The organism is Psychromonas sp., from assembly GCF_983033635.1.
The window spans coordinates 31,681-44,714 of sequence record NZ_CEZLMY010000012.1; the positions used below are offsets into that span (position 1 = coordinate 31,681).

Annotated in this window: 14 protein-coding genes; all 14 read right to left on the reverse strand. The window is 38.8% G+C overall.

Going from position 1 to position 13,034, the window contains the following annotated elements; translation table 11 throughout:
- Positions 1–67 precede the first annotated feature (67 nt).
- On the reverse strand, positions 68–487 hold the full coding sequence (locus tag AC4GME_RS03025; RefSeq protein WP_490377134.1) for a F0F1 ATP synthase subunit epsilon: 420 nt from the start codon (positions 485–487) through the stop codon (positions 68–70).
- A gap of 15 nt (positions 488–502) precedes the next feature.
- The gene (gene atpD / locus AC4GME_RS03030) at positions 503–1,900 is read right to left on the reverse strand and encodes a F0F1 ATP synthase subunit beta (RefSeq protein ID WP_490377133.1); all 1,398 of its coding nucleotides are present in this window, start codon (positions 1,898–1,900) and stop codon (positions 503–505) included.
- Between the two features lie 35 nt (positions 1,901–1,935).
- Positions 1,936–2,802, reverse strand: a complete 867-nt coding sequence (atpG, locus tag AC4GME_RS03035; RefSeq protein ID WP_490377132.1) for a F0F1 ATP synthase subunit gamma — start codon at positions 2,800–2,802, stop codon at positions 1,936–1,938.
- A gap of 47 nt (positions 2,803–2,849) precedes the next feature.
- Positions 2,850–4,391 carry a F0F1 ATP synthase subunit alpha gene (gene atpA / locus AC4GME_RS03040; protein WP_490377131.1) on the reverse strand — a complete coding sequence of 514 codons (1,542 nt, stop codon included), beginning with the start codon at positions 4,389–4,391 and terminating at the stop codon, positions 2,850–2,852.
- Positions 4,392–4,403: 12 nt separating this feature from the next.
- Positions 4,404–4,937: a F0F1 ATP synthase subunit delta gene (atpH, locus tag AC4GME_RS03045; protein WP_490378996.1), complete on the reverse strand. Its 534-nt coding sequence runs from the start codon at positions 4,935–4,937 to the stop codon at positions 4,404–4,406.
- An 11-nt stretch (positions 4,938–4,948) separates the two neighbouring features.
- Positions 4,949–5,419, reverse strand: coding sequence for a F0F1 ATP synthase subunit B (atpF, locus tag AC4GME_RS03050; RefSeq protein WP_490377129.1), 471 nt, complete (start codon positions 5,417–5,419; stop codon positions 4,949–4,951).
- 38 nt (positions 5,420–5,457) lie between these two features.
- Complete coding sequence (gene atpE / locus AC4GME_RS03055; protein ID WP_490377128.1) at positions 5,458–5,712, reverse strand: F0F1 ATP synthase subunit C; 255 nt, start codon at positions 5,710–5,712, stop codon at positions 5,458–5,460.
- Between the two features lie 86 nt (positions 5,713–5,798).
- Entirely contained in the window at positions 5,799–6,599 is an 801-nt protein-coding gene (gene atpB, locus AC4GME_RS03060; protein ID WP_490377127.1) for a F0F1 ATP synthase subunit A, read from the reverse strand.
- Positions 6,592–6,993, reverse strand: a complete 402-nt coding sequence (locus tag AC4GME_RS03065; RefSeq protein ID WP_490377126.1) for an ATP synthase subunit I — start codon at positions 6,991–6,993, stop codon at positions 6,592–6,594. The genes atpB and AC4GME_RS03065 overlap by 8 nt, the downstream gene beginning before the upstream one ends.
- Positions 6,994–7,755: 762 nt before the next feature.
- The gene (locus AC4GME_RS03070) at positions 7,756–8,664 is read right to left on the reverse strand and encodes a ParB/RepB/Spo0J family partition protein (protein ID WP_490377125.1); all 909 of its coding nucleotides are present in this window, start codon (positions 8,662–8,664) and stop codon (positions 7,756–7,758) included.
- Between the two features lie 12 nt (positions 8,665–8,676).
- Positions 8,677–9,471 (reverse strand): ParA family protein, encoded by a 795-nt coding sequence (locus tag AC4GME_RS03075; protein ID WP_490377124.1) that lies wholly within the window; start codon positions 9,469–9,471, stop codon positions 8,677–8,679.
- Between the two features lie 38 nt (positions 9,472–9,509).
- Positions 9,510–10,133, reverse strand: coding sequence for a 16S rRNA (guanine(527)-N(7))-methyltransferase RsmG (gene rsmG / locus AC4GME_RS03080; RefSeq protein ID WP_490377123.1), 624 nt, complete (start codon positions 10,131–10,133; stop codon positions 9,510–9,512).
- A gap of 1 nt (position 10,134) precedes the next feature.
- Positions 10,135–12,024: a tRNA uridine-5-carboxymethylaminomethyl(34) synthesis enzyme MnmG gene (gene mnmG / locus AC4GME_RS03085; RefSeq protein WP_490377122.1), complete on the reverse strand. Its 1,890-nt coding sequence runs from the start codon at positions 12,022–12,024 to the stop codon at positions 10,135–10,137.
- A 363-nt stretch (positions 12,025–12,387) separates the two neighbouring features.
- Entirely contained in the window at positions 12,388–12,852 is a 465-nt protein-coding gene (mioC, locus tag AC4GME_RS03090) for an FMN-binding protein MioC (protein WP_490378997.1), read from the reverse strand.
- Positions 12,853–13,034: the final 182 nt, after the last annotated feature.

A 13,034-nucleotide genomic window follows, 5' to 3' on the forward strand; every position in this document is an offset into this window, starting at 1 on the left:
CTTTTTATAGTGATTTAAAATATAAAAAAGGCGACCTATAGGTCGCCTTTTGCAGAAAGTTAAAATATCACCTTCTGGTTAACTCGATAACACGTAGTTGTGCAATTGCTTTTGCCAATTCACTTGTAACACGAGCGTAATCAATATCCTTACCAGGATTTGAAATTTGCTCTTCCGCAGCACGTTTAGCCGCTTCTGCTTTAGCTTTATCAAGGTCTGCACCTCGAATCGCTGTATCAGCAAGCACAGTTACACCACCAGGCTGTACTTCAAGAAAACCACCTGAGATATAAATGACTTCTTCACCACCATGTTGTTTCACTAATTGAACCATACCAGGTTTAATTGGTGTTAATAGCGGAGTGTGTCCAGGCATAATACCCAGCTCACCTTCTTGACCGGATACTTGCAGATGTGAAACACGCCCTGAAAAGAGAGACATTTCAGCACTTACAACATCTAAATGAGTGGTCATTGCTTTAGTCATAGTAACCTCCGGTTATTATAAGCCTTTCGCTTTTTCTACCGCTTCTTCAACAGTACCTACGTATAGGAAAGCTTGCTCAGGTATATCATCGTATTCACCGTTGATAAGACCATTAAAGCCAGCTAATGTGTCTTTAAGTGGAACGTAAATACCAGGCTGACCTGTGAAAACTTCAGCAACGTGGTAAGGCTGAGTTAAGAAACGCTCAACTTTACGTGCACGAGATACAACCAGCTTATCTTCTTCAGATAACTCATCCATACCTAGAATAGCAATGATATCTTTAAGCTCTTTGTAACGCTGCAGGATACCCTGTACGCCACGGGCAATATCATAATGGTCTTGACCAACAACCAGCGGATCAAGTTGACGGGAAGTAGAATCAAGTGGATCGATTGCCGGGTATAGACCTAGCGATGCGATATTACGTGATAATACAACCGTTGCATCTAAGTGGGCAAAGGTTGTTGCTGGAGACGGATCGGTTAAGTCATCGGCTGGTACGTATACCGCTTGGATTGACGTAATAGATCCTGTCTTAGTTGATGTGATACGCTCTTGAAGAACACCCATCTCTTCAGCAAGCGTTGGCTGGTAACCAACGGCTGAAGGCATACGACCCAGTAGAGCTGATACTTCAGTTCCGGCTAGTGTATAACGGTAGATATTATCGATAAACAGTAATACATCTTTACCTTCATCACGGAAACGCTCGGCCATAGTCAGACCGGTTAGCGCTACACGTAAACGGTTTCCTGGTGGCTCGTTCATCTGACCGTAAACCATTGCTACTTTTGATAATTCAGGCTTCTCAACGTTAACAACGCCGGCTTCCTGCATTTCAAAATAGAAATCGTTACCTTCACGAGTACGCTCACCAACACCAGCGAAAACAGACAGTCCTGAATGTTTTAATGCGATGTTATTGATAAGCTCCATCATGTTTACTGTTTTACCAACACCTGCACCACCGAATAGGCCGATTTTACCACCTTTTGCGAATGGACAGATTAGATCGATAACTTTGATACCAACTTCAAGTGTATCAACTGATGCAGCCTGATCTTCATATGAAGGTGCCGCGCGGTGAATTTCATAATGCTCAGTTGCACCTAAATCACCACATTCATCAATTGGCTCACCCAGTACATTCATAATACGGCCTAATGTAGCCGTACCAACTGGTACTGTGATTGCATTACCTGTATCAGTTACTTCTAAACCACGACTTAAACCTTCAGAAGCACCCATGGCGATACAACGAACAACGCCGCCACCAATTTGTTGCTGTACTTCCATTGTTAGATTCTTTGCAGTCACGATCAATGCGCTGTACACATTCGGTACGGCATCTTGTGGGAATTCAACATCCACAACAGCACCGATAATCTGAACGATTTTACCTGTACTCATCTTTGATCCTCTAAAATCTTAAATTATTAATTTGCTTATACCGCAGCAGCACCGCCACAAATCTCAGAAAGTTCCTGAGTAATTGCAGCTTGACGTGCTTTATTGGCAACAAGTTGTAACTCTTCAATCAAGTCATTTGCATTATCTGTTGCAGATTTCATTGCAACCATTCGAGAAACCTGCTCACAAGCTAAGTTCTCAACAACGCCCTGATACACTTGAGATTCAACATAACGAACTAATAGTGAATCTAAAATATCTTTAGCTTCACCTTCGTAGATGTAATCCCAGTGATCGGAAGCAACTTCTTTATCACCCTCTGCTTTGGGCAGGGGTAACAGTTGACTGATTGTAGGTTCTTGTACCATGGTACTAATGAATTTATTGTTCACTATATACAAACGATCGAGTTTGCCTTCATCATAAGCATCTAACATTATTTTCACCGAACCGATTAAATCATTAACAGTTGGTGAGTCGCCTAAACCAGAGTTTTGAGCTACTACGTTAGCACCTAATCCATTGAAGAATGCAGTCGCTTTAGAGCCAATTACGGCCAAATCAACTTCAACACCCGCTGCCGAGTGTTGCTGCATTGCTGCAATAACAGGTTTAAATAAGTTAATATTTAAACCGCCACATAAACCACGATCACTTGAAATGACAATATAACCAACACGCTCAATCTCTCTTTCTTGAAGATAAGGGTGGTGATATTCCAATTTACCAAGTGCGATATGACCAATCACTTTGCGCATAGTTGTCGCATATGCAAGACTGCTAGACATGCGCTCCTGCGCACGACGCATCTTTGATGCTGCAACCATTTCCATGGCGCCAGTGATCTTTTGCGTGTTTTTAACACTCGCGATCTTATTTCTAATTTCTTTATCGCCGGCCATTTCTAGCTCCTATTAATGATTAATTAACTACCTAAGCAGTTAACTAATTACCAGGTTTGCGTTGCTTTGAAAGATTCCAAGATAGCCTTGAATTGCCCTTCAATTTCTTTGCTGTAATCACCGGTTTCATTAATTTGAGCATAGAACTCAGCATGCTCATTTTTAGCATAAGAGATTAGAGACGCTTCAAAGTCTAATACTTTTTCAACATCAATATCGTTTAGATAACCTTTCTCTGCTGAAAACAGTGATAATGCTTGTTCAACAACTGACATTGGAGCGTATTGTTTCTGCTTCATTAATTCAGTTACTTTCTTACCATGGTCAAGCTGTTTACGCGTTGCTTCATCAAGATCCGAAGCAAACTGAGCAAATGCCGCTAATTCACGGTATTGCGCCAGTGCTGTACGGATACCGCCAGATAGCTTTTTAATCACTTTACACTGTGCAGCACCACCAACTCGTGATACAGAAATACCTGGATCAACGGCTGGACGAACACCGCTATTAAACAGTTCAGTTGTTAAGAAAATCTGACCATCAGTAATAGAGATTACGTTAGTCGGTACGAATGCTGATACATCGCCCGCTTGCGTTTCAATGATAGGTAATGCAGTTAAAGAGCCTGTTTTACCTTTCACTGCACCTTCAGTGAATTTCTCAACGTAATCTGCGCTTACACGAGATGCACGCTCAAGAAGACGCGAATGAAGATAGAAAACGTCACCAGGATATGCTTCACGGCCAGGCGGACGTTTAAGCAGCAGTGAAATTTGACGGTAAGCAACCGCTTGTTTAGATAGATCATCATAGACAATCAGTGCATCTTCACCGCGATCACGGAAGTATTCACCCATAGAACAGCCAGCGTAAGGTGCCAGGTATTGCAGGGCAGCAGCTTCAGAAGCTGATGCAACCACAACAATAGTGTTCTCAAGCGCACCATGTTCTTCAAGCTTACGTACTACATTTGCAATTGTTGATGCCTTTTGGCCAATCGCAACATAGACAGAGTAAAGACCGGTTGATTTTTGGTTAATAATTGCATCAATCGCAATAGCAGTTTTACCTACCTGACGGTCACCGATGATTAATTCACGTTGACCACGACCGATTGGAATCATTGAATCAATTGATTTCCAACCAGTTTGCACTGGTTGATCAACTGATTTACGCTCGATTACACCCGGTGCAATAACTTCAATAGGAGAGTAACCGTCATTTTCAATCGGGCCTTTACCATCAATTGGCTCACCTAGTGTGTTTACAACACGACCTAACAGACCTTTACCTACTGGTACTTCAAGAATACGACCAGTTGATTTAACCTTTTGACCTTCTTTAAGGTCACGGTAAGGCCCCATAACTACTGCACCTACAGAGTCACGCTCAAGGTTAAGTGCCATAGCAAAGCTACCATTTGGTAACTCAATCATCTCACCTTGCATACATTCAGCAAGGCCATTGATACGAATAATACCATCGCTTACAGAAACGATTGTACCTTCGTTACGCGCTTCGCTTACCGCTTCAAATTTTCCAATTCGTTGCTTGATAAGATCGCTAATTTCAGTGGAATTCAGTTGCATGCCAATTTCCCATTAAGATTGTAAAGCATTAGATAATCGATTTAGTTGACCTTTAGCTGTGCTATCAATCACTAAATCACCCGCTGTAATTACCATTCCAGTAATTAGGGTTTTATCAATACTACAATTTAGATTTACTTTTCGTGCGAGACGTTTTTCTAACGATTTACTCAACTCATCTTTTTGCTTTTTAGCTAATGCATAAGCAGATACAACAGTTACGTCGATCTCTTTCTTATGTTCAGCGACTAAATCAGCATAGAGTTCAGCTACGCGAGGTAAAACACTCAAACGTCCATTTTCAGCCATTATTTTAATTAAGTTCTGACCATTCTCATCGAGCTGATCATCACAAACATTAATAAATAGGTTGGCTAGCTCTTTTGTCGCTTTATCACTTGTTAATATTTCTGCCATCGTTGGATTATTTACAACTTCTGCAGCAAAAAACAACATCTCAGACCAAGCTTCGATTTTGTTACTATCAACGGCAAATTCAAAAGCAGCTCTTGCATAAGGACGAGCTACGGTAGTCAGTTCAGACATAAGCTCGCTCCTTATAGTTCAGCAACCAATTTATCAATAATGTCGCTGTTCGCTTCTTTATCGATAGAACGCTTAATAATTTTCTCAGCACCCGCAATAGCAAGAGCAGAAACTTGTTGGCGTAACTCTTCACGAGCACGGTTGCGTTCCGCTTCAACTTCAGCTTCACCTTGCGTAATTATTTTTTGACGCTCAGTTTCACCTTCAGCTTTTGCTTCTTCAACAATTTGTGCGCGACGTTTATTCGCTTGTTCAACAATTTCAGCAGCTTGTGCTTTCGCTTCTTTCAACTTATCAGTTGATTTAGCTTGTGCTAACTCAAGATCTTTTCCTGCACGTTCAGCTTGTGTTAAACCATCAGCAATTTTCTTTTGACGCTCTTCGATCGCGCCAAGAAGTGGTGGCCACACATACTTCATGCAGAACCAAACAAATACCGCAAATGCGATAGCCTGGCCTAGTAGGGTTGCGTTTATATTCATAACGGCTCCTTAATAATTTAGTTAATTAGGATCCGATATTATACAAGTTGACTTAGGAATGGGTTTGCAAAAGTAAAGAATAATGCAATACCAACACCGATCATTGCGATTGCATCGATAAGACCTGCAACGATGAACATTTTAACTTGTAACATAGGTGCCATTTCAGGTTGACGTGCTGCACCCTCTAGGAATTTACCACCCAAGATACCAAAACCGATTGCTGTACCCGCAGCACCAAGACCAATTAGAAGTGCTACAGCAATTGCAGTAAAACCTAATACTGTTTCCATGAAAATTCTCCAAATAAAATAAATTGTTTTATGTTTAAAAAGTACTTACTTATAAAAAGTAAAAATTAACGTTATACCTAAACTAACTAGTGATCTTCGTGTGCCATGCTGAGATATACAATCGTCAACATCATAAAGATAAAGGCCTGCAGAACAACAATTAATATATGGAATACGGCCCATGGAAAGTACAATGGTAATTGCCAGTAACCCAATAATGCTATCAAAACAAAGAGTAACTCACCGGCATATAAATTTCCGAATAAACGTAATCCCAGTGAAACAGGCTTTGCTAAAAGCGTGACTGATTCAAGGATAAAGTTAACCGGAATAAATGCCCAATGATTAAAAGGTTGAAGAGTTAATTCTTTAACGAATCCACCCACCCCTTTTACTTTGATAGTGTAGAAAATGATTAAAGCGAAAACACTTAATGACATTCCAAATGTAACGTTTAAATCAGTTGTAGGTACAACTTTAAGATAAGGTATTCCGACTGCTTGCGCTGCGCCAGGTATAATATCAACAGGGATCAAATCCATCAGGTTCATTAAGAGAACCCAGACGAAGATTGTTAATGCTAAAGGTGCGATCAAAGCATTTTTGCCATGAAAGGTATCTTTTACATTCTCTTCTACAAATTCAACCACCATTTCGATGAAGCACTGTAATTTTCCAGGCACACCGATTGTTGATTTTTTAGCGACACTACGAAACAACCAAAGAAATAATACCCCGAGTCCTACTGAAAACAGTAATGAATCGACGTGAAAAGTCCAAAAACCAGCATCATGTGCATTCCAGCCACCATCAACACTCCATGTAAGGTTTGTTAGGTGATGCTGAATATAACTTGATGATGTTAGAGCTTCACCATGATCAGCCATGTTTTATCCCATCGTTGTTATAAAAAAAGAAAGGCGCTAACCACTGAGAAATCACTAATAATGAAAAAGAAATATAAAATGCTGTTAATGATAGCGCTCCATATTTCAAAAACACCATAAAGAGAATGACAGTAAGAAAGAGCTTTATCGCCTCTCCAGCGAAAAACCCCCTAACTACTAGTTTTGATTTACTGGCACCAGCATGAGCAAAAGCCATTAAAACAAAAATAAAATTAGGAAGCACAAAAGTCATTCCTCCGGCCAAAGCTGAATAACCAGGCTTAGCAGATAAAACGACTGTTGAAATCAGTGCAAGTAGAAGAACCAGCAAAAATTGAAAGCGCACTAACTTTAGCCCTGCTCTCTGACTTTTAACTGCTAGTTTATCGACCATTATGATTTCCTTTTATTTTTCAGCCTGCACCAAATAAGATGTTTTTTATTAACTACTTCTATGACACAGATTAAAAATATTGCGTAAAGTATACCGACAAAGCCAATCAATGCAATATAGAGCACACGCAATGAGTGGATAAGTTAGTATATTGTTAACAAAATAACATCTTTATGAAAGGTTAATTTGTTATTGAGTAATCATGAAAATAAATTACACCTCGCGTAATAAAAGCACAAGAAGAGCAGGGTCTTTTATTGATCTAGGTTAATTCTTACGGCTAAACCTTCTCAACCCACGAGAGTAGTGTAATTTACTTTCAGCTTTAAAGGGCCTTTATTACACTATTTTTCAGCAATGGAAAAACCAAGTATATTTGCAAAGCTATTGCTAATTTATTCCGCCTTATCGCTGAAAAGGATAGCTTGTTTTGCAGATTAACTGTTTAATGATTTTCTCACTAATTTCCAGCTTCACGAACTGTCAGGTCTTTGACAGCAGGGTTCTTTGCAGATACCAGGGTAATAATACAAAGGAGTTTATTTATTAATCTTCACAAAAAATGTGAGCTAGAGCAATAGAACAATAATTACAGGCCGTGGCGATAAAATCGTTAACAAAATGTGTGGTTTACTTGTAATAGCATACTGCTATACAGAGGGGATATTTAAACTACCCCTTAAAATAACCACTTTATCTATTGTCAAATAACGGAGTTTTCAGGGGAGTCAGAAAGTTTAAATTTACAATTTTTAAAAGCGTTCAGCTTTCTTCAATAATCGAAATTAATGCATCTAAATCAGCTAGTGTTTTGTAATCAATAACCAGTTTACCTGCACCTTTATTACCTGTTTTAGCCGTTACCGCTAAACCAAACTTATCCTGCAGGGTATTAATTATCAGCTCCTCTTTCGCACAAGGAGGGGGAGTTTCTTTGACTGGTTTGGGGTTTAATGCTTTTTTTACTAAACGCTCAGTTTCACGAACCGTTAATGACTTTGCAACAACGATCTTTGCGAGATCTGATTGCAGGATTCCAGCGCAGCTTAAAAGCGCTCGCGCATTTCCCATTTCAATATCACCGTGCTCCAGTAATACTTTAACATCATCATTTAAGTTATTTAAACGTAATAGGTTACTAACAGTGGTACGCGATTTACCAACCGCTTTTGCTACTTCACTATGGGTTAGCTCGAACTCCTCTAAAAGGCGTTTAAGTGCAATAGCTTCCTCCATCGCATTAAGATTTTCACGTTGAATATTTTCAATTAATGCAATTGCAATGGCTGCATTATCTTCAACATTTTTAATTAAGCAGGGAACGCTTTCTAAACCAACAATTTTTGCAGCACGCCAGCGACGTTCACCGGCAATAATCTCATACTTTTGATGACCGGTTTCTCTAACTATGATTGGCTGGATAATACCTTGCGCATAAATTGAGTTTGCTAATTCATCAAGAGCTTCGGCTGACATATCTCTACGAGGCTGATATTTACCTGCCTGTAAGCAATCAATGGCCAGATTAGTTAATGCACCTTTAACATCATCAACTAACTGCTGGGTTTTTTCCGCATGAAAATCATGCGAAACCTGTTTGTTACGATTAACTGTGCTACTGCTTAATAAAGAATCAAGTCCTTTACCTAAACCTCTTTTTTTTCCTAACATGGTGATCCCTATTTAGGCGCTTTCTTTATTAGCCGAAGCCAGTTGCTCTTCACGACGTAAAATCTCACCTGCTAATGCTAAATAGGCTTTAGCACCACTCGATGATTTATCGTAATAGATAACCGGAGTACCGAAACTTGGGGCTTCAGCAAGACGAATATTGCGAGGAATAATGGTTCTATATACTTTTTCACCAAAGTGTTTTTTCAGCTGATCTGATACATCTGAAGATAGACGGTTACGAGGATCATACATAGTTCGTAATATACCTTCGATCTTAAGATCTGAATTGACCACAGACGCGAGTTTACTGATCGTATCAATTAAAGCGGTTAACCCCTCCAATGCATAATACTCACATTGCATTGGTACTAAAACAGAGTCAGCAGCAGTCATGGCGTTAACAGTTAGCATGTTTAATGAAGGCGGGCAGTCGATAAAAATGTAATCGTACTGCCCTTTGTAGTTTTCTAATGCACTGCGTAAACGTGTTTCCCGCGCAAAAAACTCCATCAGCTTAACTTCAGCTGCCGTAACATCACTATTGCCGGCAACAATATCGTAACCACCAGTGGTATCAGTTTCAACGACTTGATCTAACGGTAATTCATCAATTAACAGATCGTAAGCAGTATGGGCAACTTCGTATTTATCAATACCACTGCCCATTGTTGCATTACCTTGTGGATCTAAATCAATTACCAGCACTTTACGTTTAGTTGCAGCCATAGATGCTGCTAGGTTGACACAGGTTGTCGTTTTACCCACACCACCTTTCTGGTTTGCGATTGCAATTATTTTACCCACAGAAATTTACTCTTAAATTAAGTTATTAATACTAATATTTAAACACGCTTTACTTTCACCAAACAACGCTTACCTTCAAGTGTTGGAACTTGTAATGAAATTGATTCAATAAATTCAAACTGCTTGTCTAATTGCGCAATTTCTTGATCTGGAAACTGACCTTTTAAAGCCAGAAAGTGACCATTTTCATTCGGTAAATGTTTGCACCAAAAAAGCATATCTTGAAGTGAAGCGAATGCACGACTCAGTACCACATCAAATTTTTCATCAGGTTGGTATTCTTCAACTCGACTCTGTACTGCCGTTACATTTTTTAAACCAAGCTCTAGCAGGGCCTGACGAATAAAACGCAAACGTTTTCCTAAACTATCCAACAAAACGAACTGTTTATCCGGATTTAAAATAGCTAAAGGTAACCCCGGTAAACCAGGTCCAGTCCCAACATCAATCAATCGTTCCCCTTGGAGATGCGGGGAGACAACTATACTGTCCATTATATGTTTGACAAGCATTTGCTTAGGATCTCTTACGGAAGTGAGATTGTACGCTTTATTCCATTTATTCAGTAACTCAACCAGTTGTACTAACTGTTTTTTTTGAATATCGGTAACTTCAAGATCCGTGCTATCAAGCATTTTTTGTAATTGTTCAAGTAAACTCATTTTATAAAACCTTACGTCTTAAACCGTTTTTCTTTAAATAAATCAACAAAATAGAAATAGCTGCTGGGGTTATTCCTGAAATACGTGAAGCTTGGCCAATACTTTCAGGTTTAATATCATTTAGTTTTGCAACGACTTCATTTGATAAACCTTTAATATCAGCATAATCCAGATCATTAGGTAATAAAGTATCTTCATTGCGCTTAAGTTTTTCAATTTCGTCTAACTGGCGATCGATATAACCTTGATATTTGATATTAATTTCAACTTGCTCAGCTGCTTGTACATTTTCGATAGCAGGACCTAATCCTTCAACTGACATTAAGCTGTTGTAACTAACTTCAGGACGACGAATCATAGCTTCGAGCGTACTTTCACGCTGCATAGGGTTCTTCAATAAGGCGTTAATTTGCTCTGCATTGGCTGATTTAGGATTAACCCACTTATTTTTTAATCGTTGCTGTTCTATTTCAATAGCTTCCTGTTTTTCACTAAAAGCTTTCCAACGAACATCATCAACAATACCTAGTTCTCGACCTTTTTCGGTTAAACGCGCATCGGCATTATCTTCGCGCAGTAGTAAACGATATTCAGCTCGGCTGGTAAACATACGGTAAGGTTCTTTTGTACCCAGTGTTGAAAGATCATCAACCAATACACCCAAGTAAGCTTGATCTCGTCTTGGACACCACCCCTCTTTATCTTGCACCATTAGCCCTGCGTTCATGCCTGCTAATAAACCTTGAGCAGCAGCTTCTTCATAACCAGTTGTGCCGTTGATTTGTCCTGCAAAGAATAAACCATCAATATATTTACTCTCTAATGTGGATTTAAGATCTCGCGGATCAAAATAATCATATTCGATGGCGTAACCAGGGCGGGTAATAAATGCGTTTTCAAAACCTTTCATCGAACGAATAAAATCCAATTGCACATCAAATGGTAAGCTAGTCGATATGCCATTAGGGTACACTTCATGTGTGGTTAACCCTTCTGGTTCAACAAAAATCTGATGGGAATTTTTATCCGCGAAACGGGTTATCTTATCTTCAATTGAAGGGCAATAACGAGGGCCGATACCTTCAATAACACCAGAATACATAGCACTTCTGTGTAAGTTGCTGCGGATTATATCGTGTGTTTTTTCATTGGTATGAGTTATAAAACAAGGGATCTGCCTAGGATGCTCTGCGCGGGAACCTAGAAATGAAAATACAGGTGTTGGATTATCACCATGCTGCTTTTCTAATATTGAAAAATCTATACTGCGCGCATCTACTCGTGCTGGAGTACCTGTTTTTAGTCGACCCATGCGTAAAGGCAGATCTTTTAAACGCTGCGCTAAACCAATTGATGCAGGATCTCCTGCTCTACCGCCACTATAATTTTTTAAACCAATATGAATTAAACCATTTAAGAAAGTACCTACGGTTAATACCACTGTTTTCGCTGAGAATTTAACTCCCATTTTTGTTACAACACCAGTAACACGATCATTTTCAACAACAAGATCTTCTACTTCCTGCTGAAATATTTTTAAATTTTCTTGGTTTTCTAGTTTTTCACGAATGGCCGCTTTATATAAAAGACGATCAGCTTGCGCACGTGTAGCTCTTACTGCTGGGCCTTTACTTGAATTAAGCGTTCTAAATTGAATACCACCTTTATCAGTAGCATTGGCCATTAAACCACCTAATGCATCAATTTCCTTAACTAAGTGACCTTTACCGATCCCACCGATAGCAGGGTTACATGACATTTGACCTAATGTTTCAATATTATGGGTAAGTAATAGAGTGTTCATGCCCATACGTGCAGAGGCAGCAGCAGCTTCTGTGCCTGCGTGACCACCGCCAATAACAATGACATCAAAATGTTCGTGGTAATTCATCAATATTCCAAAACTAGCAGTTAAAAAGACAGGAGGGGATTTTACTCTTTTCCAGCTTAAAGGAAAACATATAAGATCAAAACAATAGTATTAGTATTATATATAGATCTTTAAAGATCTTTTATTACTATACTTATTAAGTAATTGAGTTTCTGTGTAAAAAACTGTTTTGAGTTTAAAGATCAGGATCTTACAGTGGATCTTAAAGTGTGTGCAGTAATGGATCTTTATGCGCTTATCTTTGGGATAGTTTAGCTACTTATTCACAGGCTAAATTAACCACAGGTTTACTCAATGTTTAAACAGAACTAATTAAAGAGTTATAAATGATCTATTAACAGAAACCTGTGGGTAACTTTTAAATTATTCTTCAATAATTTCGTTTAGATCTTCAATCCAAAGCGGGATCCATTCTAAAACACGATCTTCAGGGATAGGATGCTTAGCAATATCTATTTCAAAACGTTCTCCTAAACGAACCGCTCCCATATCCTCTAAAATAAAATCAATATTTTTAGCTGCTTCACAATATGTATCGTAATTAGAATCTCCAATACCAATTATGCCGTAGCGAACATCATCTAAAGGTGCATTGACTTGTTGCAGTTGTTCGACAAATGGTTTGAAGTTTTCAGGGTAGTCACCTGCACCATGAGTAGATAAGCAAATTAGCCATATTTGATCTTGTTGAAGTGATAACGTATTTAAATCAGGATCAAATTGAATTTCAGAATCAAATCCCGCTTCTTCCAATAAAGGTTGTGTAGCTTCAGCAACATATTCAGTACCACCTAACGTACTACCAACTAATATTTGTATATTACTCATAAATAATCTCCATAAAAATTTCTTATACTATATAGCTAAAATACAAATAGTGAATTTAACTGCAGTAAATACTGTTATCGATATCAAAAATGGCGAACAAAACAGCATTCTGTATACTAATTATTCGTTCAGTCATTTATTTGAAATAAACACTTGCCAATGTGATCGCTATCTCTATAATG